Origin of the sequence: Streptomyces sp. NBC_01012, from assembly GCF_045162755.1 — a bacterium.
In the GTDB taxonomy this organism is placed as follows: domain Bacteria; phylum Actinomycetota; class Actinomycetes; order Streptomycetales; family Streptomycetaceae; genus Streptomyces.
Map to the genome: position 1 here is coordinate 664,529 of NZ_CP108688.1, position 24,991 is coordinate 689,519.

Here is a 24,991-nt window from a genome sequence, read left to right on the forward strand (position 1 = left end):
ATCCTGCACCTTCTAATGTGACCTACGCGACCGTAATGAGGGGTTGACGGGTGGTGAGAAAGACCACCTGGTCAGTTTTTGGTAAAGCAGGAATAAGGAGCGGGGCGGTGCGCCGTAGCGCACCGCCCCGCTCCTTCGCCCTCGGGGGTGCCTCAGATGGAGACGCCGTGCGAACGCAGGTAGGCGATCGGGTCGACGTCCGAGCCGTAGCTCGGGCCGGTCCTGACCTCGAAGTGGAGGTGCGGGCCGGTGGAGTTGCCGGTGGTGCCGGAGAGGCCGATCTGCTGTCCGCCGGTGACGGTCTGGCCGGCCGAGACCTCGAGCGAGGACAGGTGCGCGTACTGGGAGTACATGCCGTCCTCGTGCTGGATGACGATCTCGTTGCCGTACGAACCGCTCCAGCCCGCGGAGACCACGGTGCCCTGGCCTATGGCCCGGACGCTGGTGCCGGAGGCCGCCTGGAAGTCGGAACCGGTGTGGTAGCCGCTGGACCAGCTGGCGCCCGATGCGCGGTACTGGGTGGTGACGTTGGGGTTCTCGACCGGGGCGCTCCAGCCGGAGCTGTCGCTCTCCGACGCACCGGAGTCGGCGGTCTTCGCGGCCGTGTCCTCAGCCGGAGCAGCCGTCTCCTTCGCCGGAGCAGCCGTCTTCTCGGCCGGGGCGGCCTTCTTCGCCGCCGACGGGGCGGACGTGGAGGGCGCGGTCTGCGCGGAGCCGGAGGCCTTGGCGCCGAGGGTCAGCTTCATGCCCGGCAGGATCAGGCTCGGGTTCTCGCCGACGACGTCACGGTTGTCCTGGTACAGCTTCTGCCAGCCGCCCTTGATCTTCTTCTCGGACGCGATCTTCGCCAGGTAGTCGCCGGAGACCACGGAGTAGGTCTTCGACGCGCTCTTCGCCGCCGGGGCGGGAGTGCTCTGGGCAGCGGACTTCGCGGCCGGCGCGGACTGCTCGGCCGCGTGGGCGCCGGTGGCGCCGATCAGCGGAAGGGCGAGAACGGCGCCACCGGTTCCCGCGGCAAGGACGCCTCGGGAGATCGGGCCGGTCTTCGTACGACGGTGCTTGCCTTTTGCGGGCATGGGGGGTTTCCTCTCCGGCGCCTGCGAGGTGAGCTGTCGGGTTCGGACTGGAGATGCCCGGCCGCATGGTGCGCGACTTGACCCCGAGCCGTACCGGATCTCTCCGGCAGGCGACTTACCTGGTTCCCCCGCTCCTGCCACACGTGAGTCGGTGCGGATTCCGGGCGGCGGCAGGATTAGGCGTTCCGTCCGGATTGACCGTGACCGTAAGCGAGCCGGGTTGCCGTGAACAAGCGTCGGATCGCGAACCGGAATCCGCGCTTCATTCCCGTCGCGGAATTCCCGTCACACTCCGTGGATTACGGATCTTGGCTTTCCGCACGGCGTCCGGAATACCCTTCGGCATCTCCACCACGCACCGTCACGGATATGATCCCACTCACTCACCGTCCCCCATCTCCCGTACAAGCGGGGCATGTTCCACTAAATACATCAATACGGACATCGCGCGATCATCGCCCCTCGGGAGGCCGAGGTCACCACGACCGAGACGGTTGCCCGATGCACCCATGTCGTATCGTCGCGGGCGTGCCCCGTCGGCGAGCGGCGCCGACGCCCGACACCCCAGGAGCCCTTGTGACGCAGCTGCCAGAGGTCCCGCCGACCGGTCCCGAGCCGACGGACGTCGAGCTCACCGGTGTCCGTAACTTCCGCGACGTCGGCGGGCTGCCGACCGTCGACGGCAGCACCGTGCGATACGGGCGCCTCTACCGCAGCGGTCACCTCGCCCACGCCACCGAGACCGACACCGCCTTCCTCGCCGGGCTCGGACTGCACACGGTCTTCGACTTCCGTAACGCCGCCGACCACAAGCTCGACGGTCTCGACGTGGAGCTGCCAGGCGTCCGGAATGTCAGCATTCCGCTCTCCGACCCCGCGGACGGCGCGGAGTTCTGGCGACTGGTGCGCGACGGCGACCTCCAGCAGCTGCGCTCGATCCTGGCGGACGGCAAGGGAGCGGAGAGGATGATCAACTCCTACCGCTCGATCATCAAGGACCGGACCGCCGAACACAGCCGCGTGCTCCACGCGCTGGCCGAGGACAGTGTGCCGGCGCTGATGCACTGCGCGGCGGGCAAGGACCGCGCGGGCCTCTCCATCGCGGTCACGCTGCTCGCTGTCGGCGTCGAGAAGGAAGCCGTCGAGGCCGACTACCTCAAGTCGAACGACGCGCACCGCCGCTACAAGGTCCGCCGCAGCGACTCCTCCCCTGCGGGCATGTCCGACGAGGTGATGGAACTGCTCAGCCCCCTCTTCGGCGCCCACGCGGACTACCTGGCCGCTGCGTTCGACACGATCGAAGAGACCTGGGGCGGAACCGACCGCTACCTCACCGAGGGCCTGAAGATCAGCACCGACACCCGCGCGAAGCTGCGCGAGCGGCTCGTCGAGGGCGCCTGAGGCCGGGGCCGGCCGGAGTCAGCCCTTGCCGGCCACGTTGAACAGGAGATAGAGGAAGCCCGCGATGACGTGCCCGGCGACCAGGTAGGCGATGAGCCGGATCACGACACCGCGGGGCATCCGCCGCTCCTGGGTGTCCGAGCTCTTCGGCCGGCGCGGGCTGAGCGGGTCGTAGTACTCCGAATCGGACATGGCGAGTCCTCTCTGCCGGCTGTTCGGGCCGGGATGACAAAGGGTGCGCACGGACGGTACGCACGGACGGTGCGGGCGGTCGGGGCGTACGGACGGTGCGGTCGGGGCGGGGTCGGGGCGTACAGGCCGCTCAGAGCCGGTGGATCCCGCTCCCCAGACACAGCTCGGCCGCCGGGCTCTGCAGCAGCGTGTGGACGAAGAGCAGACGTACGCCGTCGGCGTCGAGTGCTGCGATCCGGTGCGGGGTGAGCGAGTCGAAGTGGACGCTGTCGCCCGGATCGAGATCGTGCACGGTCTCCCCGAGCACCACCCGCAGCCTGCCGTCCAGGACGTACAGCCACTCCTCCCCCGGGTGGACGCGCACGAGGTCGCCCTCGGTGCCGTACGGGACCCGGACGTGAAGGGCCTGCATGGCGCGGCCGCGTCCGCCCGCCTGCCGGTACTGCCAGCCGCCGGGCTCGGTGCCGCGCCTGCTTCCTTCGGCCGGACCGCCGCGGACGATCGCGTCACGTTCGGGTGGGATCTCGCCCAGGAGCTCGGAGACGGTCGTACCGTAGACCCGGGCGAGACCGAGCAGCATCGGCAGCGAAGGCTGTCTACGGCCCGTTTCGAGCCGGGAGAGGTGGGCCGGCGAGAGCCCCGCACGGCCGGCCGCGCCCTCCAGGGTGAGGCCGCGGTTACGCCGCAGGTCGCGCAGGCGTGGCGCGATCCCCGGAAGGTCGTCGGCCACCCCTCCGTCAGGAGGATTCATGCCTTCCATTGGGCCAGGATCTTTCCCCTGAGGCAAATAACTTGCCTCAGGGGCAAAAAACGAAGCGCCGACCCGGGCGGACCCTCAGCGGTTGGCGACGGCCTGTTTCACCAGGGTCCTGCCGAAGTCCCACATCAGCCCGCCTCCGCTGTGCGCGTCGTCCATGACGGCGGTGAAGGCCGTGACGAAGCGGTCGACCTCGGGCTCGCCGATGATCAGCGGCGGAATCAGCTTGATCACCTCCAGGTGATCACCGGAGACCTGGGTGAGGATCCGGTGCTTCTGCAACAGCGGCACCACCACCATCTGTGCGAAGAGACCCTTGCGGGCCGCCTGCAGCATCGTCCAGCGGCTGCGGAGCTTCAGGGAGGACGGCCGGCCGAACTCGATGCCGATCATCAGTCCCCGGCCCCGCACCTCGTGCAGCAGCTCGTAGCGGTCGACGAGGGCGGCGAGCCGCTCGCGCAGCAGATCACCGGTGCGGCGGGCGTTCGCGACGATCTGATCCTGCTCCATCACCGTGAGGACGGCGAGCCCGGCCGCCATGGCCTGGGCGTTGGACCCGAAGCTCGCGGAGTGGACCAGGACCCGGTCCATCGAGGAGTAGACGCGCCTGAAGATCCGTTCCGTGCCGAGCGTCGCGCTGACGGGGACGTACCCGCCGGAGAGCGCCTTGGCGACACAGAGCAGATCGGGTTCGACGCCTTCCTCGTGCTGGTAGGCGTAGAAGTCACCGGTCCTGCCGAGCCCGGTCTGCACCTCGTCCACGATCAGCAGGGCCTTGTGCTGGTGCAGCAGCTCCTGGGCCTCTTTGAGGAAGCCGGGCGGTGTGGCGTGGACGCCCTTGCCCTGGATCGGCTCGACGACGAGGCCGGCCACGTCGCCGCGCTTCAGCTCACGGTGCAGCGCGTCGAGGTCGCCGAGCCGGATGGCCGTGTCGGGCAGCAGGGGCGCGAACCCGTCGCGGAAGCCCTTCTCGCCGTTGACGGAGAGCGAGCCGGTCGTCAGTCCGTGGAAGGCGTGCTCGCAGTAGAGGATCCGCGGCTTGCCGGTGGCGTACCGGGCGAACTTCAGCGCGGTCTCGACCGCCTCGGTACCGCTGTTGCCGAAGAACACCCGGTCCAGGTGAGGGCTGTGCGCCAGCAGCTTCTCGGCGAGCAGCCCGGGCAGCGGCTGGCAGTCGAAGCGGGTGAGGTCGGCGAGCGAGGCGTCCAGCACGTCGTGCAGCGCCTTGCGTACGACGGGGTGGTGCCTGCCGAGGCCCATCACTCCGAAGCCGGCGAGCATGTCGAGGTAGTCGTTGCCCTCGGCGTCCCAGAAGTGCGCGCCCTCGGCCCGCTCGTAGACCTTGTCGAATCCGAGGGTGTGAAGCATCCGCGGCAACTGGTGGTTGAGGTGCCGGGTGTGCAGCTCGTAGCGTTCGGAGCCGCGCTCCGCGAGGAGCCGCGCCAGATCGAAACCCGGCTGTTCGTCCTTCATACCCCGTTCTCCTTCGACATGTTCCGCTCTCCCACGCCCGTGCGGCGGCGCTCCAGCGCCGCACCGACGCGGCCGGCGATCTCCACCGGCGTGAGCCCGATCTCGGCGAGCACCTCACCGCGCCCGGCGTGTGCGAGGAACTGCTCGGGGATGCCGAACGTCCGCAGCGGTACGTCGACATCCGCGTCCCGCAGCGCCTGCCCGACGGCCCAGCCGACGCCGCCCGACCTGCTGTTGTCCTCGACGACCGCCACCAGCTCGTGCTGTGCGGCGAGCGCGGGCAGCTGCTCGTCGACCGGTTTGACCCAGCGCGGGTCGACGACCGTGCAGCGGATTCCCGCCCCGGCGAGCAGGTCGGCGGCCTGCAGACAGACCGGGGCGAGCACCCCGACGGCCACGAGCAGCACCTCGGGGTCCTGGGACCGGTGCAGGACGTCCATCCCGCCGATCCTCCCGACGGCGGCGACCGGCTCCCCCACCGACTCCTTGGGGAACCGGATCACCGTCGGTGCGTCGTCGACGTCGACGGCCTCGCGCAGTTCCTCGCGCAGGCGGTCGGCGTCGCGCGGTGCCGCGATCCGCAGCCCAGGGACGACCTGGAGCAGGGACATGTCCCACATGCCGTTGTGCGAGGGCCCGTCGGGCCCGGTGACACCGGCCCGGTCCAGCACGAAGGTCACCCCCGAGCGGTGCAGGGCGACGTCCATCAGCAGCTGGTCGAACGCCCGGTTGAGGAAGGTGGCGTAGACGGCGACGACCGGATGCAGTCCGCCGGTGGCGAGCCCGGCGGCGGAGACCGTCGCGTGCTGCTCGGCGATCCCGACGTCCCAGATCCGGTCGGGGAACTTCTCCGCGAACCGTGTCAGCCCGACCGGGTGCAGCATCGCCGCGGTGATCGCGACGACGTCCGGGCGCTCGGCTCCGATGTCCGCGATCTCCTCGCCGAACACAGAGGTCCAGGACGGCGCGGCGGGCACGACCAGCGGTTCACAGGTCAGCGGGTCCATCTTGCCGACGGTGTGGAAGCGGTCGGCGTCGTCGGCCAGGGCGGGCGCGAAGCCACGGCCCTTCTCGGTGATGCAGTGCACCAGCACCGGGCCGTGGAAACGCTTGGCCCGGTGCAGTGCGGCCTCGACCGCGGCGGTGTCGTGCCCGTCGACCGGGCCGACGTACTTGAGGCCCAGGTCCTCGAACATGCCCTGCGGGGCGAAGGTGTCCTTGAAGCCCTTCTTCGCGCCGTGGAGCGATCCGTACAGCGGCTGCCCGATGACCGGTGTCTGCTGGAGCACTCCCTTGGCCCAGGACAGGAAGCGCTCGTAGCCGTCGGTCGTGCGGAGGGTGGCGAGGTGGGTGGCGAGCCCCCCGATGGTCGGGGCGTACGAGCGCTCGTTGTCGTTGACCACGATGATCAGCGGACGGTCACGGGCAGCGGCGATGTTGTTGAGCGCCTCCCAGGCCATCCCGCCGGTGAGGGCCCCGTCGCCGATGACCGCCACGACATGACGCCGCCGCTCCAGCACCTCGTCGGACTTGGCGAGGCCGTCGGCCCAGCCGAGCACGGTGGAGGCGTGGGAGTTCTCGATGACGTCGTGCTCGGACTCCTCCCGGGATGGGTAGCCGGAGAGGCCGCCCTTGCTGCGCAGTTTGGAGAAGTCCTGGCGCCCGGTCAGCAGCTTGTGCACATAACTCTGGTGCCCGGTGTCCCACAGGATGCGGTCCACGGGTGAGTCGAAGACCCGGTGCAGGGCGATGGTGAGTTCGACCACGCCGAGGTTGGGGCCGAGATGACCGCCCGTCCTCGCCACCGCCCGGATGAGAAACGCCCTGATCTCCTCGGCGAGCTCGCCGAGTTCCGGTCGGCTCAGTGCCTTGAGATCCTGCGGCCCCTTGATGGATTCCAGCATCGTCACGCCCGGGCCCCTCTCTCTGCTCCTGTTATCGGCTCACGGTCACGGCGGGAACCCCGGTGGGTGTCCCCGCCTCCTCCATACCCTCCGCGATCTTCGTTGCCTCCTCGATGAGGGTCTCCACGATCTTCGACTCGGGGACGGTCTTGATGACCTCACCCTTCACGAAGATCTGCCCCTTGCCATTGCCCGAGGCCACACCCAGATCGGCCTCACGCGCCTCACCGGGACCGTTGACGACACAGCCCATCACCGCGACACGCAGCGGGACCTCCATACCCTCAAGACCCGCACTCACCTGGTCCGCGAGCTTGTACACATCCACCTGCGCACGCCCGCACGACGGACACGACACGATCTCCAGACGACGCTGCTTCAGATTCAACGACTCCAGAATCTGAAGCCCGACCTTGACCTCCTCCGCCGGCGGAGCCGACAACGAGACCCGGATCGTGTCCCCGATCCCCTCCGAAAGCAACGCCCCGAACGCCACAGCGGACTTGATCGTCCCCTGGAACGCCGGACCCGCCTCCGTCACACCCAGATGCAACGGATAATCCGACTGCGCAGCCAGCTGCCGGTACGCGTTCACCATCACGACCGGATCATTGTGCTTCACCGAGATCTTGATGTCCCGGAACCCGTGCTCCTCGAACAACGACGCCTCCCACAGCGCCGACTCCACCAGAGCCTCCGGCGTCGCCTTCCCGTACTTCTTCAGCAACCGCGCATCCAGCGAACCCGCGTTCACCCCGATACGGATCGGCGTACCCGCATCACTCGCCGCCCTGGCGATCTCCTTGACCTTGTCGTCGAACTGCTTGATGTTCCCCGGATTCACCCGGACCGCCGCACACCCCGCGTCGATCGCCGCGAACACATACTTCGGCTGGAAATGAATATCCGCGATCACCGGAATCTGCGACTTCTTCGCGATCGTCGCCAACGCGTCCGCGTCATCCTGCGTAGGACACGCCACCCGCACGATCTGACAGCCCGACGCCGTCAACTCAGCGATCTGCTGCAACGTCGCACCGATGTCCGACGTACGCGTCGTCGTCATCGACTGCACCGACACAGGGGCGTCACCACCGACCGCCACCGACCCGACCTGGATGCGCCGCGAGGGGCGGCGCACCGCGAGAGGCCGGGCCGGCAGCTCGGGGAGACCCAGTGCGACAGGTTCTCCCGCGCTCATGACGTCACCGGTTCCCGCCGATCGTCTCCCGTGCCGCTCGCAGGGATTCCTTAAGCGATCCCATGGTGGCGAGCACGGCGGTGGGCTCGTAGCCGCAGTGCGCCATGCAGTTGGCGCACCGTGGGTCCTTGCCACGGCCGTACTTCTCCCAGTCGGTCTCCTCGACGAGCTGCCGGTAGGTCGGCACGTAACCGTCGCTCATCAGATAGCAGGGCCGCTGCCAGCCGAAGAGCGAGTAGTTGGGGATCGCCCAGGCCGTGCAGGGGAAATCGGCCTTGCCCTCGAGGAAGTCCAGGAAGAGCGGCGAGTGGTTGAGCCGCCAGCGTCGCCGGTTGCCGCCCGAGAAGGCCTTCTTGAACAGCTCACGGGTCTGCTCGACACCCAGGAAGTGCTCCTGGTCGGGTGCCTTCTCGTAGGCGTAGGCGGGCGAGATCATCATCTCGTCGACCTTCATCTCGTCATTGAGGAAGTTCAGTACCTCGATGACGTTCTGCGGGGTGTCGGTGTTGAAGAAGGTGGAGTTGGTGGTGACCCGGAAGCCGCGTCGCTTGGCCTCCTTCATCGCCTCCACGGCCTCGTCGAAGACACCTTCCTTGGCGACCGACTCGTCGTGCCGCTCGCGCAGCCCGTCGATGTGCACGGCGAAGGCGAAGTAGGGCGACGGGGTGAATTTGTCGAGCTTCTTACGCATGAGCATGGCATTGGTGCAGAGGAAGACGTACTTCTTCTTCGCCACCAACTGACGCACGATCTCGTGGATCTGCGGGTGCATCAGCGGTTCTCCACCGGCGATGGAGACCATCGGGGCGCCTGATTCCAGCACTGCCCCGACCGCCTGGGCGACCGGCATGCGCTGCTTGAGCACTCCGGCCGGGTGCTGGATCTTCCCACAGCCCTCGCACGCGAGGTTGCAGGCGAACAAGGGCTCCAGTTCGACGATCAGTGGGAACTTGTCCCGCTTGCGGAGCTTCTGTTCGGCGAGATACGTCGCAACCTTGACGGTCTGACGAAGCGGCATGGCCATCTGGGCTCACCTCCTGGGGAGCAGCAAAGATCGGTGCCATTCATGGAAAGCTGGAAGGACGGCACGAAGTACGCGGAATGCCGATATTCCACCGCGCACCGTGCCGATACGGACGAGCTCATGCTCTGGAGCATCCACGATCACCCGTACGGCGGCAACCGGGCGTGGCCCGGTCCGCAGGGCGGTGCGGAGGGTGGCGGCGGACTCCATGTCCACCGCGATGGCGCCGGTGGCCCGCAGCCCGGCGCGCTCCGGGCCCCGGACGACATGTCCGGAGCCGTTCAGCGGGCCGGTGTGGACCGTGCGTCCTGGCACCGCCCTGACCAGTGCGTCGACCAGCACGCCTGTGCCCGTGCAGGCCGTGGTGCCACCGGCGTCCCGGGTCTCCTCGGCCACCACGAGGTCACCCGGGTGCATGCCGGGTTCGAGCCCGGCGCAGAAGCCGGAGGCGATGACGGCGGTGCCTCCGGCTCCGTGCTGTCCGAGCGCGAGCCGGACGGCGTCCTCCGCGGCCCGGGGTCCCATCCCGGACCTGATGATGGTCACGGGGCCGGGGCCCTGGTCGCCGCCCCTTCTCCCGGTGCGCAGGGCGAAGCGCTCGATGCCGAGCGCGCAGGCGATCAGCAGCGGCGTGACGGGACCAGGTGGCTCCGGCGCAGCGCCCATCGGCTCAGGCCTCCTTCCCGGTGTCCGCGCCCGCCCCGGCGGTGGTGGCGAAGGGGTCCCCGTACACGTACCGGCCGAGTGCGGTGAGAGGGAAGACCTGCCGGTACAGGTGGTAGTTGATGGAGAAGTCCCAGGGGAATCCGGTCCCGGTGAAGTGCGGCTCGTCCCAGGAGCCGTCCGCCTGCTGGGTCTGGGCCAGCCAGGCGACGCCCCGCTCCACGGACCTGCTCTCCCGCTCCCCCGCCGCGAGGAGGGCGAGCAGCGCCCACGCGGTCTGGGAGGCGGTCGAGCTGCCGTGGCCGATCCACTTCTCCTCGCGGTAGGAGCGCAGGTCCTCTCCCCAGCCCCCGTCGTCGTTCTGGACGGACCGCAGCCATTCGACGGCCCGCCGCACCGAGGGGTGCGTGGCCGGCAGCCCGGCCGCGATCAGGGCGGGCACCACGGAGCCCGTGCCGTAGATGTAGTTGACACCCCAGCGGCCGAACCAGGCGCCGCTCGCCTCCTGTTCGGCGAGCAGCCACTGGATGCCCCGGCGGGTGCCGGGGTCCTGCGCCCGTCCCTCGACGGCGAGCATCTCGACCACGTGTCCGGTGACATCGGCCGACGGCGGGTCGATGACCTCGCCGAAGTCACAGAATGGCAGCCGGTTGGGGAACGGGCTCGTGTTGTCCGCGTCGAAGGCTCCCCATGCGCCGTTGCGTGACTGCATCCCGAGGTTCCAGGCCACTCCGCGCCCGATGGCGGCTTCGAGTCTGGCGGGGTCGGGGTGCTTCACGCGGCGCAGCGCCAGGACGACTTCGGCGGTGTCGTCGATGTCGGGGTAGTTGTCGTTGTGGAATTCGAACGCCCAGCCGCCCGGGGGCAGTTCGGGCTTGCGTACGGACCAGTCACCGGGCCGTGCGATCTCCTCGCCGAGCATCCAGTCGGCCGCCCTCACGAGCGCCGGGTGGTCGGGCCTCACCCCCGCGTCGGCGAGGGCGATGGTGGCGAGGCAGGTGTCCCAGACCGGGGACTGGCACGCCTCGATCATGCGGGCGCCGTCCTCACGCCAGACGGCGAACCGGTCGAGCGAGGCGAGCCCCGCCCGCATGACCGGGTGGTCGAGGTCGTAACCCAGCAGGTGCAGGGCGATGACGGAGTACACTGCGGGGGGCTGAATGCCGCCCCAGCAGCCGTCGTTCTCCTGGCGTTCGATGATCCAGCGGGCCGCGGCGTTCATGGCGGTCCGGCGCAGCTTGCGCGGTGCCACCTTGTGGTAGAGGCGCAGCCCCTTGTCGAGCCGCTGGAAGACGCCGTCCCAACTGAGGGCGGGGGCCGCGGATCTGGCCGGGTTGGGGTGCGCCGGGTCGGTGTGCAGCTCGTCCAGGGCGAACGGAGCGGGCCGTACGGGCCGCTTCGCGGACACGATGGTGAGCGGCACGATGGTCTGCCGGGCCCAGCAGCCGAAGTCGTAGATGTTGAGCGGGATCCACTTCGGGAAGAACATCAGCTCGGGCGGGAGTTCCGGCAGGTCGTCCCACTTCCACCAGCCGAAGAGCGCGAGCCAGATCCGGGTGAAGACCCGGGACTCCGCGATGCCGCCCTGTTCCCTGACCCAGCCCGCCGCGCGGATCATGTGCGGGTCGTCCGGCCGGTCTCCTGCCAGCCGCAGCGCCACATACGCCTCGATGGTGGCGGAGAGGTCGGCCGGTCCTTCGTAGAAGGTGTTCCAGGTGCCGTCGCCGAGCTGCTCGCCCCGGATGAAGCGGGCCGCCGCCTTGACGGTGTCCGGGTCCTGGATTCCCAGGAACTGACGGAGCAGCAGGTCTTCCGCGTCCATCGTGACGTTGGTGGCGAGGTCGCCCTTCCACCAGCCCTGTTCGTCCTGCCTGCCGAGCAGATGCTCCACCGAGCGTTCGGCTGCCTGCCGCGCGACGGCCGAGATGTCGTCCGCGGCAATGGTTGGTTCGGTCGGATCGCCGGCCGGGACTGCGCGGAGGTTCGCGGCCCCGGGGCTTCCGTCGGTCGTCGCTGTCATGGCTTCCCCTTCGTGCAGTTCGGTCCTCTGCTGTGCTGGGGTCTCCGTCGGCGGGCACCCCCGTGCGGGGGCGCCCGTCGGCGACTGCGAGTCATATCTGAATGGTGATCATCTCTTTCGTACGACCACGAAGTCGGCGAGCTCGGTGAGCTGCGCGCGCACTCGTTCCGGCATGTCGACGCCGTGCAGCGCCTCGATGGCTACCGCGTGCTGACGGCGGGCTTCCTGGGCGGTCCACTCACGGCCGCCCGCCTCCTCGATGAGTGCCGCACGTGCGGCGAACTCCTCTTCGGAGAAGCTGTCGAAGTCGCTGCTCTTGGCGTCGGCGGCGAGCAGCTCGCCCAGACGCTCGGAGGCCGGTCCGCCCGCGGCGAGCGCGGCCACGACGGGCAGGGACTTCTTGCGCTGGCGCAGATCGCTCCAGGTCTGCTTGCCCGTGGCCTCCGGGTCGCCCCAGATCCCGAGCAGGTCGTCGACCGCCTGGAACGCGAGGCCGAGGTGGTGGCCGTAGGACTCCAGGATGTCGGCGGTACGGTCGTCGGCTCCGCCGAGCACGGCGCCGATGGAGACGGCGCAGGCGAGCAGGGCGCCCGTCTTGTTGCCCTCCATCTCCAGGCACTCCTCGACGGTGACCCGCTCGCGGTGCTCGTAGGAGATGTCCTGGGCCTGACCGTCGATCAGCTTGCGGCTGGCCGTGGTCAGCCGGCGGGCCGCCCTTCCGGCCTCGACGGTGCCGAGCTCCAGCAGGACCTCGTTGGCCAGCGCGAAGAGCGCGTCTCCCACGAGGATCGCCTGGGCGGGGCCGTGCACCTTCCATACGGTGTCGCGGTGACGGCGCTGTTCGTCGCCGTCCATCAGGTCGTCGTGCAACAGCGAGAAGTTGTGCACGAGTTCGACGGCCACGGCTCCGGGGATCCCGGCCTCCGCCGGGGCGCCGGCCGCTTCCGCGGACAGCAGGGCGAGCGCGGGACGCACGGCCTTGCCTCCGTCGCCGTCGGCCGGCCGGCCCTGGGCGTCGATCCAGCCGAAGTGATAGGCCGCGACGGTGTCCATGGGCGGCGCCAGCCGGTCCACGGCAGCTCGCAGTACCGGCGCTGACAGGGCCCTTCCGCGCTCCAGAAGCGCGTTGACGTCCGCGGTGTCCGCCACGGTGTCGTAAGCCGGATTCGCCGGGGTCACAGACTCTCCTCTTGTTCCGGTGATACTCCTCATGCCGCCTCCTGCAGCGGATGTTCGTGGGGCCGGCCGAGAGCCTGGAGCGCGGCGTCCGCGGCACTGAAGCCACTGCGGACGGCGCCCTCCATCGTGGCGGGCCAGCCGGTGGCGGTCCATGCTCCCGCCAGGTGCAGCCCGGGGGCCTTGGTGTGCGCGCCCGGCCGCAGACGGCCCACACCCGGCGTGGGCGCGAAGGTCGCGGTGCGCTCCCGGGTGACGAAGAAGTCGCGGATGCCGGCCCCGCGCGTCGCGGGGAGGAGCCGCTCCAGCTCGGGCAGGTAGCGCTTGCGCAGTTCGGCGACGGGCAGATCGATCTCGTCCTGCGCCGCGGACTGGGACACCGCGAGGTACTGCCCCGGTCCCTGGAGGCCTGAGGACGCCGTGCGGTCGAAGACCCACTGCACGGGTGAGCCGAGCGCGGCGAAGAACGGTTGGCGCAGCACCTTGCGGTCGTAGACGACGTGGACGTTGAGGATCGGCGCGTCGGTGAGGTCGAGCAGCCGGCCGGGGTCGTCGAGCGCGCCCTCGGGCAGCAGCCGGTGGGTCTCGCCCTGCGGCACGGCGAGGACGACGGTGTCCGCCTCGAAAGTGTCGGCGTCGGACCCGACGGCCCAGCGGCCGTCCTCGGTGCGGGTGAGGGAGGTGACCCGGGCGCGCGTACGGATCTCCACGCCCGCCGATTCGAGCGCCTTACGGGCGAGGGTGTCGTGGAGGTCCCCGAGCGGCACGGCCGCCCAGCCGATGTCGGCAGCGCCCGGCTCGGAGAGGAGTCCGGTCTTGAAGACCATCGCGGCGAGTGCCATGGAGGCGTTGGGCGCGGTGGCGTTGAGCGTGGCGACGCCCACGAGGTCCCAGAGGGCTTCGATGGCGCGGGCCGACTGCCCCTGGCGGCGGAGCCAGGTGGCGAAGTCGACGCCGTCGAGCGCGGGATCGGCGGGGTCGAGACGGCCGAGCGCCAGTGCGGCGCGGGCCACCTGCGCCTTGTCCGTGAGCGAGAGATGGGGGTAGGCCGCGAGCCCGCCGGCCAGGTGCAGCGGTACGGGCAGCCCGGTGCGGCGCAGCCGTCCGAGCCTCGGCCGGCCCGGCCGGTCCACGTCGAGCACGGGCACGTCGAGGCGGTCCTGGAGCGGGGCGAGGTGGGCCCCTTCGATCCGGTCGAGGAACCAGCGGTAGCCCGTGCAGCAACGCAGGTACACATGCTGGCCGTTGTCGACGGACAGATCGCCGCGCCGGAAGGAGAAGGCGAGCCCGCCGAGCCGGGGGCGGCCTTCGAGCAGGGTCACGGCGAGGCCCGCGTCGGCGAGGCGCAGTGCCGCGGTGACGCCCGCGAGGCCGCCGCCGACGACCACCGCCCGGGAGGACCCAGGGTCTTGGCCGGTCATCCCCGCTCCCTTCGCCGTGCCGTCGTCGCACACAGGGACGCGCCCCTGTGCCCGTGGGTTGCCCGCTCCTGAGGTCGGACCGGACCCGCCATCAGACCCTCCCCCTGGCCGTCCTGCGTGACACATGACGCGCGTCAAGTCCCGACAGTCCGCGCACCGCAACGTACGCCTTTTCGTGGCCGGGCAGCGAGACCCTGCCGCGCAGGACGGCCTCGGGGTCGCGCTCGATCCGGTCGAGGAGCCGGCGGTAGATCCCGGCCATCGCGGCCACGCAGGCGCCGCTGCGCCGGTCCAGCATCGGCAGCAGCCGGTAGCCCTCGGCGAACAGCGCGCGGGCGCGCCTGACCTCGAAGTGCACCAGGCCGGCGAAGTCGGACCCCGGAGGCGGGGTGGCCCGGTGGAATCCGGCGGAACAGCCGAACTTGGCGAGGTCGTCGACCGGCAGATACGTACGCCCGTTGCCCGCGTCCTCGCGGACGTCCCGCAGGATGTTGGTGAGCTGGAGCGCGAGGCCGAGGGTGTCGGCGTACTCCGGGGCCCGTTCCACGCCGGGTGCGCCCGGCTGGGTCCCGAAGAAGCCCAGGCTGAGGCGCCCGATGGCACCCGCGACGCACCGGCAGTACGTCTTGAGGTCGTCCCAGGTCTCGTAGGTCTCGCCGCGCACGTCCATCAGGACGCCGTCGATGAGCTCGTCGAGGCCGCCGAGCGGCAGCGGGAACCGGTGCGCGGCGTCGGCCAGCGCGACGGCGACCGGGTCGGTGTCGTCCTCGTCGACCGCGTCGTCCCTGATCCGGCCGAGCAGCACCCGCGTGTCCTCCAGCCGGGTGCGCTTCGTCTCCGGATCCAGCTCGCCGTCGCCGATGTCGTCGACCCGACGGGAGAAGGCGTACAGCGCCGACATGGCCTGCCGCTTCTCGTACGGCAGCAGTCGGATGCCGTACGCGAAGTTGCGGGCCTGCTGTCCGGTCACGGCCTCGCAGTAGCTGTATGCGGCCTGTACCGGTGCCGACATGTACGTCGCCTGTCCCTCCACGGTCCTTCTCATCCCTCTCTGTGCGCTCTTCGCAGGACATCTCCCACTTCGCGCAGCAGTCTGGGCGCGGTGGGTTTGGGCGGTCCGGGCAGTACGTCGAAACCGGCGGCCGAGACCGCCCCCAGCGCGGCCCGCCCTCCGCCGACGAATCCGGCGAGCAGCAGCTTGAGCCGGCCGTGGACGCTGCCCACCAGGGGCGTGCCCTCGTCCAGCAGGTCACGGGCACGCTGGGCCTCGAACGCGATCAGGGATCGGACCGCCGCACCTGCGGACGGTACCGCCAGGTCCGCTTCGCCGACATGGAAACGGGCCATGTCATCGGCGGGCAGATAGACACGGTCGCGGGCGAGGTCCTCGGCGACGTCCTGGAGGTGCTCGGCGATCTGCAGCGCGGTGCAGACGGCGTCGGAGCGGCGGATCCGTTCGGGGCTCGCGGTGCCGGTGATCTGCAGGACGAGGCGGCCGACGGGGTTGGCCGAGAGCTCGCAGTAGGCGAGCAGGTCCGCGTAGGTCCCGTAGCGGCGGACCTTCTGGTCCTGCCGGTTGGCCTCGACGAGCCCGAGGAAGGGTTCGGGGGTGAGCGCGCAGCGCCGCACGGTGGGGCGCAGCGCACGCATCAGGGGGTGTCGCGGGTCTTCGCCGGTGGTCAGGAAGACACGGTGCAGATCGGCTTCGAGTGCGTCCAGCACGGCGAGCCGGTCGTCGGCCTGTCCTGGTTCGAGTCCGAGCCGGCGGGCGTCGGCGCCGCCGGGGGCCAGATCGCCGTCACCGATGTCGTCGACGAGACGGGCGAAGCCGTAGACCGCCATCAGGTCGGCGCGCCAGGCCCGGGGCAGGAAGAAGGGGGCCACGGGGAAGTTCTCGTGGGCGGCCTTGTCGAGCGTGGCGGTGGCGGTGGCGTCGACGGGCGCCTGCTGGGTACGGGTCACCACGTACCGCCCGACGCGGGGACGGCGAAACCACGTCGGAGCTGGAGATTTCCCATCATTGCCGTCATATCTCCCGTTCTACACTGCTGACCCAAAACATCCCTTTTCGGACACGCCGCTCGTCCGGCCGAGTGCGACATGCACACAACGGGTGATGCACCGGGGGCGTATCACCCCACATTGCCGCGAATCAGCACCGGCACAGCTTACGTTGTACAGCTCACACACCTGCGCCGGGGTGCGCCATGCCCTTGTGCAACACACCGACCGCCGTCAACCTTCCCCGGATCCGTGGCAATTGACGTCATCCGTCGGGAGGAGATCCACAGCGGCTTCCTACAGCCCCTGCGGGCCCTGACCTCGACCCCGGGCACCACGGAGCCCCCGCCGCTGCGCTCCGGCGGGGGCCGCATCCGGCGAGGACTACTTGCCCGTCTCCCGCTCGTAGGCCTTCAGCACCTCTTCGGTGGGACCGTCCATCAGGAGTTCGCCCTTCTCCAGCCACAGCACCCGGTCGCAGGTGTCCCTGATGGTCTTGTTGTTGTGGCTGACCAGGAAGACGGTGCCCGCCTCCTTGCGCAGCTCCCGGATCCGCTCCTCGGAGCGCACCCGGAACTTGCGGTCACCGGTGGCCAGCGCCTCGTCGATCATGAGGACGTCGTGGTTCTTGGCCGCCGCGATCGAGAAACGCAGCCTGGCCGCCATGCCGGACGAGTACGTCCGCATGGGCAGCGTGATGAAGTCGCCCTTCTCGTTGATGCCGGAGAAGTCCACGATGCTCTGGTAGCGCTCACGGATCTCCTCACGGCTCATGCCCATCGCGAGGCCGCCGAGCACGACGTTGCGCTCCCCGGTCAGGTCGCTCATCAGGGCCGCGTTGACCCCGAGCAGCGACGGCTGGCCGTCGGTGTACACCTTGCCGTGCTCCGTCGGCAGCAGTCCTGCGATGGCCCGCAGCAGGGTGGACTTGCCCGAACCGTTGGTGCCGATGAGCCCGATGGCCTGACCCCGGTAGGCGGTGAAGGAGACACCCCGCACCGCGTGCACCTTGCGCACGCCGCGTGGTTCGCCCTTGCCGCGTCGCATGATCCGGCTCAGCGCCGCGGTGGCGCTGCCCTTGCCGCCGCCCGTGCCGTTGACGCGGTACACGATGTGCACGTCGTCCGCGATCACGGTGGGGATGTGTCCCTGGGACGTTTCCTCAGCCACGGCCGTACCGTTCCTCTGCCTTCCAGAAGTACACGAAGCCCAGGACCCCGACCACGAGCGCCCAGACGAGCCCGACGGCCCAGACGTGCTGGGGCAGGTTCTCCGAGCCGTAGCCGTCGATCAGACCGAAGCGGATCAGGTCCATGTAGATGGCCGCCGGGTTGTACTGAAGCACATCCGCGATCCACCCCGGCTTGTCGGCCAGCATCACGGGGATGGAGAACATCACGCCCGAGGCGTACATCCAGGTACGCATGACGAACGGCATCAGCTGGGCGAGGTCGGGTGTCTTGCTGCCGAGCCGGGCCATCACGAGGGCCAGGCCGGTGTTGAACAGGAACTGCATGGCCAGCGCCGGGAGGACCAGCAGCCAGGAGAGCGACGGATAGCTCCCGAAGCCCACCGCGACCGCCAGCAGCACGACCATCGAGTACAGCAGCTGCTGGAGCTGCTGGAGCGAGAACGAGACCGGCAGGGAGGCCCGGGGGAAGTGCAGCGCCCTGACCAGGCCGAGGTTGCCGGAGATGGAGCGCACCCCCGCCATGACCGAGCTCTGGGTGAAGGTGAAGACGAAGACACCCGTCACCAGGAACGGGATGAAGACGTCCTGGGTCATCCCACGCCGGGTGCCCAGGATCAGGCCGAAGATCAGGAAGTAGACCGCCGCGTTCAGCAGGGGTGTGGCCACCTGCCACAGCTGGCCCAGCTTGGCCTGGCTGTACTGCGAGGTCAGCTTCGCCCTGGAGAACGCCAGGATGAAATGCCGACGGCCCCAGAGTTGCCCGATGTACGCGAACAGCCCGGGGCGGGCGCCGCTCACCGTCAAGCCGTACTTGTCGGCCAACCGGGACGCGCTCAGTCCCTCGTCGGCGGACGGCGGGCTGCTCAGCGCAATCCCGCCGTCGTGGGTCGTGTCACTCACAGTTAAGAACTCTCGTCTTCACAATGCGCAGCCGGTCGCGGGCGCGGCCAGGGCGGACAGGTTCCCCGTACGGAATGAATACGGCTCATGGTCTCAGAGGAGAGCCTCTCAGATCACCGGCGGCCGACCCAGTCTGGTCAGCCGCCATACCGTACGCCACCTCATGGGGCGCCGGGGTCCGCAGGGCGTGGTCCAGCCTTCCCTGAACCCTCCGAACCATGCTTTGAGAGCCGGCACGGAGGGCCTGCGGACCAGGGTGAGGAGCAGCCAGACGCCCAGATAGAGGGGAACCAGCGGTGCGGGCAGATTCCGGCGGGCGAGCCAGACGCGGTTGCGGGCCACCATGCGGTGGTAGACCGCGTGCCGCGAGGGGGCGGTGGTGGGGTGGTTCAGCACCATGTCCGACCGGTACTCGATCAGCCAGCCGGCGTCCAGGGCCCGCCAGGCGAGGTCGGTCTCCTCGTGGGCGTAGAAGAACTCGCCTGGAAGCGGGCCCGCCTCGGCGATCACCTGGCTCCGTACGGCGTTCGCGCCGCCCAGGAACGTCGTGACGCGGGAGGAGCGCATCGGGTCGGAGGCACGCAGCCGCGGCACGTGCCGCCGCTGGGTGACCCCGGTGTCCGGGTCCGCGATGCGGAAGGTCACGATGCCGAGCTTCGGGTCCGCCTCGAACGCCTGCCGGCAGAGCTCGGCGGTGTCGGTGTTCGGCAGGTGCCCGTCGTCGTCGAGGAAGAGCAGGGCGTCCACATCGGCTCCGGAGGGGCCGAACGCCTCGATGCCGACGTTGCGGCCGCCCGGGATCCCCAGGTTCTCGGGCAGCTCGACGGTCCGTACGCCCGGGGGGACGTCGGGGACCGGGGCGCCGTTGCCGACGACGACCACCTCGATCCGGTCGCCGTCCTGCTTGGCGACCGAGTCGAGAAGGGCACGCAGTTCGTCGGGGCGGTTGCCCATGGTGATGATGACCGCGCCGAGTTTCATGGGGGAGCTCACTTCAGCCTGCTGGACGCCAGGATCGACACCAGGTGCAGGACGGTCTGGAGAAGGGCGATGCCGGCCATGACGGCGACCGCGAGGCGGCTGAAGAAGAGGTCGTCCCTGACCGTGTCGAGTACGGCGACCACCACGATGATCAGCGAGGCCTCGATGCCGAGGATCAGCCGGTGGAACTTGAGCGCCCCGGCCGCGCGGCGGGCGAGCGCCATGCCGGAGGAGCGGGGCTCGGACGCGGCCTCCTTGACCGGCGGCAGCCCGCCCTGGTGGCGTGCGACGCCGACGAGGTCGGTCTCCGCCTTGATCATGATGGCGCCCAGCGCGGCGAGCGTGCCGAGGAAGGCCCACAGCCAGTCGATGCGTCCGGGGCCCCACAGATCGGCGGCACGCAGGCCGAAGCCGACCAGCACCGCCGCGTCGCACAGATAGGCGGCGACCCGGTCCAGGTACACCCCGCCCAGCGAGTACTGCTTCTTCCAGCGGGCCACCTCGCCGTCGACGCAGTCGAACAGCAGGTAGAGCTGGACCGCGACCACGCCGAGCAGGGCACCGGGGATGCCCGGGACCAGCAGGGCGGGAGCCGCGAGCACGCCGGCGACGGTCATCACGTAGGTCAGCTGGTTCGGCGTGATCCTCGTGGTCACCAGGCGCCGGGTGATGCGCAGCGAGACCTCGCGCATGTAGAGACGCCCCGCCCAGTGCTCGCCACTGCGCCGGTCCTTCACGCCCGGGGGGTGCACGACCGGACGGAGTTCAGCTATGGATGGCTTTTGCATAGTCGGCGTACGCGTCCCTGATCTGGTCGGTGGACAGGTTGAGGTGTTCCAGGATCGTGAAGCGTCCCGGGCGCGTCTGCGGGGCGTAGTCGGCGGCCCGTACGAACTCGTCGGCGGTGAAGCCGATTTCGTCGGGCAGCACCGGAAGCCCGTGACGGCGCAGTACGGACGCCATGTGCAGCGACTCCTCGTGCGCGCCCCGCAGGTGCATGGCGAAGCAGGCGCCGAGGCCGACCTGCTCGCCGTGGCTGGCCGCGCGCTTCGGGTACAGCAGGTCGAAGGCGTGGTTGATCTCGTGGCAGGCGCCCGACGCGGGGCGGGAGTCCCCGGCGATCGACATCGAGATGCCGGTCAGCACGAGGCCCTCGGCGAGCACCTTGAGGAAGGCGTCGTCACCGATCCCCCCGGGGTGGCGCAGCACGGCCTCGCCGGCCTGCCTGGCCATGGCGGCCGCGAGGCCGTCGATGTCCTCGCCCTGGATCTCGTGGGCGAGCTCCCAGTCGGCGACGCACGAGATGTTGGAGACCGCGTCGCCGATGCCCGAGCGCACGTAGCGTGCGGGCGCCGCGCGGACGACGTCGAGGTCGATGACGACGGCGATCGGGGTGGGGACCCCGTAGGAGCCCCGTCCGTTGTCGTTGTCCAGGGTCGCGACCGGTGAGCAGAGCCCGTCGTGGGAGAGGTTCGTCGCGACGGCGACCATGGGCATGCCCACGCGCGCCGCCGCGTACTTCGCCACGTCGATGATCTTGCCGCCGCCGAGACCGACGACGGCGTCGTAGCGGTTGCCCTTGATGCCGTCGGCGAGGCGCACCGCGGAGTCGATCGTGCCGTCGGCGACCGGGTACCAGTCGGCGCCCGGCAGCACCGGGGCGAGCCGCTCGCGCAGGGCGCGCCCCGAGCCACCGCTGATCGCGATGGCGAGCTTGCCCGATGCGGAGATCCGCTGGTCGGCAAGGAGACCGGCCAGATCGTCCATCGCGCCACGCCGGATGTCGACGACGACGGGGGACGGGATGAGCCGGGTCAGTACAGGCACGCGATCTCCCTGCCCCGGGCGAGGTCGTCGTGGTTGTCGATCTCGACCCAGGTCACCTCGCCGATGGGTGCCACGTCGACCGTGAAGCCGCGGTTGACCAGCTCCTGGTAGCCGTCCTCGTAGTAGAGGTCGGGGTCGCGCTCGAAGGTGGTCCGCAGGGCGTCGGCGAGTTCCTCGGCGGCCTCGGGCTCGATCAGGGTGACGCCGATGTACTCGCCGGTCGCGGTGGCCGGGTCCATCAGCTTGGTGATCCGCCGGACGCCCTTGCCGTCCTCGGTGATCACCTTCATCTCCTCGTCGGCGAGGTTCTTCACCGTGTCGAGGGCGAGGATGATCTTCTGGCCCTTGCCGCGCGCGTCCAGGAGGGTCTTCTCGACGGAGACCGGGTGCACGGTGTCGCCGTTGGCGAGGATGACGCCCTTCTTCAGGACCTCACGCGCGCACCAGAGGGAGTAGGCGTTGTTCCACTCCTCGGCCTTGTCGTTGTCGATGAGCGTCAGCGTCACGCCGTACGTCGCCTCGAACTCGGCCTTGCGGGCGTAGACGGCTTCCTTGCGGTAGCCGACGACGACCGCGACCTCGGTGAGTCCGACCTCCGCGAAGTTGGACAGCGCGATGTCCAGGACCGTCTTCTCGCCGTCCACCGGCACCAGGGCCTTGGGCAGGGTGTCCGTGTACGGACGCAGACGGCGTCCTGCACCGGCAGCCAGTACGAGGCCGATCATGCGAGTTCTCCTTCGTCGTGTACGGCGGGGGCCGAGGAGGACACCCAGAAGCGGATGGACTCCACGAGCACCACCAGAGCCACGGCGGCCGCGAGGGCGGTCAGAGCCGTGGTGAAACCTGAGCCGTGGGTCAGCGCGGCGGCGAGGACGGCCACGACCAGGGTCCGGCCCTCGTGCCCGCCGATGGTGCGCACCAGCCACTGCGGCGGTGCTCCGGTGCCGCCCCTGATGCGGTACACCGTGTCGTAGTGATGGTAGGCGACGGCCGAAACCAGGCCGAATGCCGCGGGAACGGCGTGCGGGACGTCGCTGCGCGCTGCCAGCACCAGGACCGTGCAGTACTCCGCGGCCCGGAAGACCGGAGGGACGAGCCAGTCGAGCGCGCCCTTGAGCGGACGTGAGACGGCGAGCCCGGAGAGGACCGCGTACACCACGGCCGCGCCGACGGTCAGCCAGCCGCCGTACGGGGCGAACAGCGCGGCGGCGACCATGACCAGTGCCCCGGCGAACGCCAGGAGCGGGGCGGTGAAGCCGCCGCCGGGACGCCTGAGCAGACCGGCGACGCCCTGGGCGAGCGGCCCCGAGTCGGCCAGGTCGGCCAGGGCACGGGCCGCGCGGTCGGTGCGCCGCGCCTTACGGGTGAGCGAGCGCAGCAGCCGGCCCGCGGTGGTGTAGCAGGCGGCCAGGGCGCAGCCGATGAGCAGGGCGTAGAAGACGATCCGGGGCGTGGTCACCGCGGTGAGTACGGCGATCATCGCCCAGCGTTCCCCGATGGGCAGGACTATCATCCGGCGCAGCCAGACCGTCCAGCCGACGCTGTCGAGCTTGTCCGAGAGCGCGGCGGTGGGGCTCGTGTTGGACACCGCGTCGTGGTTGGCCTCGTTGAACGAGAAGTCCACGACATGGCGGCAGGCCTGGAGCACCATCGCGCCGAGCGCCAGGACCCATACGTCGGCGCCGCCCCGGGCGGCGCCGAGGGCGAGGCCCGCGTAGTAGGCGTACTCCTTGGCCCGGTCGAAGGTCGCGTCCAGCCAGGCGCCCATCGTCGAGTACTGGAGCGAGTAGCGGGCGAGCTGCCCGTCGGTGCAGTCCAGGACGAAGGAGAAGAGCAGGAGCAGTCCGGCCGCGATGTAGCCGCCGCGGGTGCCCGTCGCCGCGCTGCCCGCCGCGATCAGCGCGGTGATCAGCGAGGCGGTGGTGACCTGGTTCGGGGTGAGGCCCCGGCGGGCGCACCAGCGGGCGATGTAGCGGGAGTACGGGCTGATGAAGAACGTGGTGAAGAAGCCGTCGTGGGCCTTGACCGCGCTGCGCAGCCGTACGGCCTCGTCGTCGACGGCGGCCACGGCGGACTCGGCGGCGCCGCGCTCATCGGACGTTCCGGGCACCGCGGCCATGAGCGAGCCCAGCTCGGGGCGCTGCACGGCGGTGCCCTCCGCGTCCAGTGCCACGGCCAGCCGGCCGGGCACGGTGCGCTCCTCGGTGACGGGTCCGTCGCCGGGGGGTGCGACGGGGCTTCCCGCACCGACGGCGGCCACGGCCCGTCGCAGGGCACGGAGCAGCGCGGGGCGGGCCTCGGGCTGCGCGGTGAGCGCTCCGGGGATCGACGCGGCGGCGAAGCGGGGGTCGGTGAGTCCGAGCCTGAGCGCGTGGACATGGCCGACGAAACGGGGGTCCACGAGCGCGACACGCCTGCTCGCGGGGACTGCGGCGAGCAGCTCGGCGGCCTCGGAGGCGTCGGCTGCGGCAGTCACGTCGAAACCGAGTGACCGCAGATCGTCCTCGAGCGACGATCCGGGTACCGGTGCACCGGTGAGGATGGCGGTCGACAGACGAACTCACTCCTTGGTGCTGACGGGAACGGCGCGCGACAGGTGGCCCGGAGATGGACCGGCGGCACGTCGGCTGAGGCTATCGGATGAACGGAAGACCGAGTTCACCGCCCGTTTATGCTCCGTTCGGGCGAATCGGCCATCATGCGGCGCCGTTCGCGATCATCATCGTCGATCAATGCCTCGCGCCACAAACCGCGTCCGGACAGCGCATAGGCTGGGGGCCATGACGTGGTTGATCACAGGCGGGGCCGGTTACATCGGGGCACATGTGGCGAAGGCCATGACGGGGGCCGGGGAGCGGGTCGTCGTCCTCGACGACATCTCGTCCGGCATCGAGGAGCGGCTGACCTCGGACGTCACGCTGGTGCGGGGCTCGGCCTCCGACCGTGAGGTGCTCGACCGGGTCCTGGCGGAGCACGCCGTCACCGGTGTGGTGCATCTCGCGGCGAAGAAGCAGGTCGGTGAGTCCGTCGAGAAGCCGCTGCTCTACTACCGGGAGAACGTGAGCGGGCTCGGCGTGCTGCTGGAGGCCGTGGTCGCTGCCGGGGTGCGGCGCTTCCTCTTCTCCTCGTCCGCGGCGGTCTACGGGGTGCCGGACGTGGACCTCATCACGGAGGAGACGCCGTGCGCGCCGATCAATCCGTACGGCGAGACCAAGCTCGCCGGGGAGTGGCTGGTGCGTGCGACGGGACGGGCCCACGGCATCTCGACGGCCTGCCTGCGCTATTTCAACGTCGCGGGTTCCGCGGCCCCCGCCCTCGCCGACCTGGGCGTCTTCAATGTCGTACCGATGTTCTTCGAGCGGCTGACGCGGGGTGAGGCGCCGCGGATCTTCGGTGACGACTACCCGACGCCGGACGGCACCTGTGTGCGCGACTACATCCATGTCGCCGACCTGGCGGACGCGCACCTCGCCGTCGCCTCGCACCTGGGCAAGGGCTCGGACGGCGGGGACCTCACCGTGAACATCGGCCGGGGCGAGGGCGTATCGGTGCGCGAGCTCGCCGACCTGGTGGGTGAGGTCACCGGTCTGCGTACGGAGCCGGTGGTCGAGGCGCGCAGGCCGGGCGACGCGGCGAGGGCCGTCGCCTCGGCCTCCCGGATGACCGGGAAACTGGGCTGGACGGCGCGCCGTGACATGCGCGAGATGGTGGAGTCGGCCTGGGAGGGTTGGTGCCTGCGCCACCCGGAGGCTCGCGCCGCGCAGTGAGCACCCACGTGTCGG

22 protein-coding genes and 1 riboswitch are annotated in these 24,991 nt (G+C 70.1%); of the genes, 2 read left to right on the top strand and 20 right to left on the bottom strand.

What is annotated here, in order from left to right; genetic code table 11:
* Nucleotides 1-152: 152 nt before the first annotated feature.
* The gene (locus OG623_RS02950) at nt 153-1,076 is read right to left on the bottom strand and encodes a peptidoglycan DD-metalloendopeptidase family protein (RefSeq protein WP_406143996.1); all 924 of its coding nucleotides are present in this window, start codon (nt 1,074-1,076) and stop codon (nt 153-155) included.
* Nucleotides 1,077-1,081: 5 nt separating this feature from the next.
* Nucleotides 1,082-1,240: riboswitch (cyclic di-AMP (ydaO/yuaA leader) on the bottom strand.
* Between the two features lie 412 nt (nt 1,241-1,652).
* Here OG623_RS02950 and OG623_RS02955 point away from each other — a divergent pair.
* On the top strand, nt 1,653-2,477 hold the full coding sequence (locus tag OG623_RS02955) for a tyrosine-protein phosphatase (protein WP_406143997.1): 825 nt from the start codon (nt 1,653-1,655) through the stop codon (nt 2,475-2,477).
* An 18-nt stretch (nt 2,478-2,495) separates the two neighbouring features.
* On the opposite strand, the gene OG623_RS02960 is transcribed toward OG623_RS02955, so the two are convergent.
* The 19 genes from OG623_RS02960 to OG623_RS03050 form a co-directional block, all read right to left on the bottom strand.
* Complete coding sequence (locus OG623_RS02960) at nt 2,496-2,669, bottom strand: DUF6126 family protein (protein WP_406143998.1); 174 nt, start codon at nt 2,667-2,669, stop codon at nt 2,496-2,498.
* Between the two features lie 130 nt (nt 2,670-2,799).
* Nucleotides 2,800-3,420, bottom strand: a complete 621-nt coding sequence (locus OG623_RS02965; protein ID WP_406143999.1) for a helix-turn-helix domain-containing protein — start codon at nt 3,418-3,420, stop codon at nt 2,800-2,802.
* A gap of 84 nt (nt 3,421-3,504) precedes the next feature.
* Entirely contained in the window at nt 3,505-4,899 is a 1,395-nt protein-coding gene (locus OG623_RS02970; RefSeq protein WP_406144001.1) for an aspartate aminotransferase family protein, read from the bottom strand.
* The gene (gene dxs, locus OG623_RS02975; RefSeq protein ID WP_406144003.1) at nt 4,896-6,809 is read right to left on the bottom strand and encodes a 1-deoxy-D-xylulose-5-phosphate synthase; all 1,914 of its coding nucleotides are present in this window, start codon (nt 6,807-6,809) and stop codon (nt 4,896-4,898) included. The genes OG623_RS02970 and dxs overlap by 4 nt, the downstream gene beginning before the upstream one ends.
* Nucleotides 6,810-6,834: 25 nt before the next feature.
* Entirely contained in the window at nt 6,835-8,004 is a 1,170-nt protein-coding gene (gene ispG / locus OG623_RS02980; protein WP_406144005.1) for a flavodoxin-dependent (E)-4-hydroxy-3-methylbut-2-enyl-diphosphate synthase, read from the bottom strand.
* A 4-nt stretch (nt 8,005-8,008) separates the two neighbouring features.
* Nucleotides 8,009-9,028: an adenosyl-hopene transferase HpnH gene (hpnH, locus tag OG623_RS02985; protein ID WP_406144007.1), complete on the bottom strand. Its 1,020-nt coding sequence runs from the start codon at nt 9,026-9,028 to the stop codon at nt 8,009-8,011.
* 6 nt (nt 9,029-9,034) lie between these two features.
* The gene (locus OG623_RS02990; protein ID WP_406144009.1) at nt 9,035-9,694 is read right to left on the bottom strand and encodes a 1-hydroxy-2-methyl-2-butenyl 4-diphosphate reductase; all 660 of its coding nucleotides are present in this window, start codon (nt 9,692-9,694) and stop codon (nt 9,035-9,037) included.
* A gap of 4 nt (nt 9,695-9,698) precedes the next feature.
* The gene (shc, locus tag OG623_RS02995; protein WP_406144011.1) at nt 9,699-11,711 is read right to left on the bottom strand and encodes a squalene--hopene cyclase; all 2,013 of its coding nucleotides are present in this window, start codon (nt 11,709-11,711) and stop codon (nt 9,699-9,701) included.
* A gap of 108 nt (nt 11,712-11,819) precedes the next feature.
* Nucleotides 11,820-12,923 (bottom strand): polyprenyl synthetase family protein, encoded by a 1,104-nt coding sequence (locus OG623_RS03000; protein ID WP_406144013.1) that lies wholly within the window; start codon nt 12,921-12,923, stop codon nt 11,820-11,822.
* Nucleotides 12,920-14,308, bottom strand: coding sequence for a hydroxysqualene dehydroxylase HpnE (gene hpnE, locus OG623_RS03005; RefSeq protein ID WP_406144015.1), 1,389 nt, complete (start codon nt 14,306-14,308; stop codon nt 12,920-12,922). Before hpnE ends, OG623_RS03000 begins: the two co-directional genes overlap by 4 nt.
* 91 nt (nt 14,309-14,399) lie before the next feature.
* The gene (hpnD, locus tag OG623_RS03010; RefSeq protein WP_406144017.1) at nt 14,400-15,353 is read right to left on the bottom strand and encodes a presqualene diphosphate synthase HpnD; all 954 of its coding nucleotides are present in this window, start codon (nt 15,351-15,353) and stop codon (nt 14,400-14,402) included.
* Nucleotides 15,350-16,270: a squalene synthase HpnC gene (gene hpnC / locus OG623_RS03015; RefSeq protein ID WP_406144018.1), complete on the bottom strand. Its 921-nt coding sequence runs from the start codon at nt 16,268-16,270 to the stop codon at nt 15,350-15,352. The genes hpnD and hpnC overlap by 4 nt, the downstream gene beginning before the upstream one ends.
* A 423-nt stretch (nt 16,271-16,693) precedes the next feature.
* Nucleotides 16,694-17,479 carry an ABC transporter ATP-binding protein gene (locus tag OG623_RS03020; RefSeq protein WP_362894511.1) on the bottom strand — a complete coding sequence of 262 codons (786 nt, stop codon included), beginning with the start codon at nt 17,477-17,479 and terminating at the stop codon, nt 16,694-16,696.
* Nucleotides 17,472-18,401: an ABC transporter permease gene (locus OG623_RS03025; RefSeq protein ID WP_406144020.1), complete on the bottom strand. Its 930-nt coding sequence runs from the start codon at nt 18,399-18,401 to the stop codon at nt 17,472-17,474. The genes OG623_RS03020 and OG623_RS03025 overlap by 8 nt, the downstream gene beginning before the upstream one ends.
* 108 nt (nt 18,402-18,509) lie before the next feature.
* Entirely contained in the window at nt 18,510-19,382 is an 873-nt protein-coding gene (locus OG623_RS03030; RefSeq protein ID WP_406144022.1) for a glycosyltransferase family 2 protein, read from the bottom strand.
* An 8-nt stretch (nt 19,383-19,390) separates the two neighbouring features.
* Nucleotides 19,391-20,170 (bottom strand): CDP-alcohol phosphatidyltransferase family protein, encoded by a 780-nt coding sequence (locus OG623_RS03035; RefSeq protein ID WP_406144023.1) that lies wholly within the window; start codon nt 20,168-20,170, stop codon nt 19,391-19,393.
* Nucleotides 20,148-21,209 (bottom strand): iron-containing alcohol dehydrogenase family protein, encoded by a 1,062-nt coding sequence (locus OG623_RS03040; protein ID WP_406144025.1) that lies wholly within the window; start codon nt 21,207-21,209, stop codon nt 20,148-20,150. Before OG623_RS03040 ends, OG623_RS03035 begins: the two co-directional genes overlap by 23 nt.
* Nucleotides 21,197-21,934 carry a sugar phosphate nucleotidyltransferase gene (locus tag OG623_RS03045; protein WP_406144027.1) on the bottom strand — a complete coding sequence of 246 codons (738 nt, stop codon included), beginning with the start codon at nt 21,932-21,934 and terminating at the stop codon, nt 21,197-21,199. Before OG623_RS03045 ends, OG623_RS03040 begins: the two co-directional genes overlap by 13 nt.
* On the bottom strand, nt 21,931-23,685 hold the full coding sequence (locus OG623_RS03050; protein WP_406144029.1) for a DUF5941 domain-containing protein: 1,755 nt from the start codon (nt 23,683-23,685) through the stop codon (nt 21,931-21,933). The genes OG623_RS03045 and OG623_RS03050 overlap by 4 nt, the downstream gene beginning before the upstream one ends.
* Before the next feature lie 304 nt (nt 23,686-23,989).
* Between OG623_RS03050 and galE the strand changes: the two genes are divergently transcribed.
* On the top strand, nt 23,990-24,976 hold the full coding sequence (gene galE / locus OG623_RS03055; protein WP_406144031.1) for a UDP-glucose 4-epimerase GalE: 987 nt from the start codon (nt 23,990-23,992) through the stop codon (nt 24,974-24,976).
* Nucleotides 24,977-24,991: the final 15 nt, after the last annotated feature.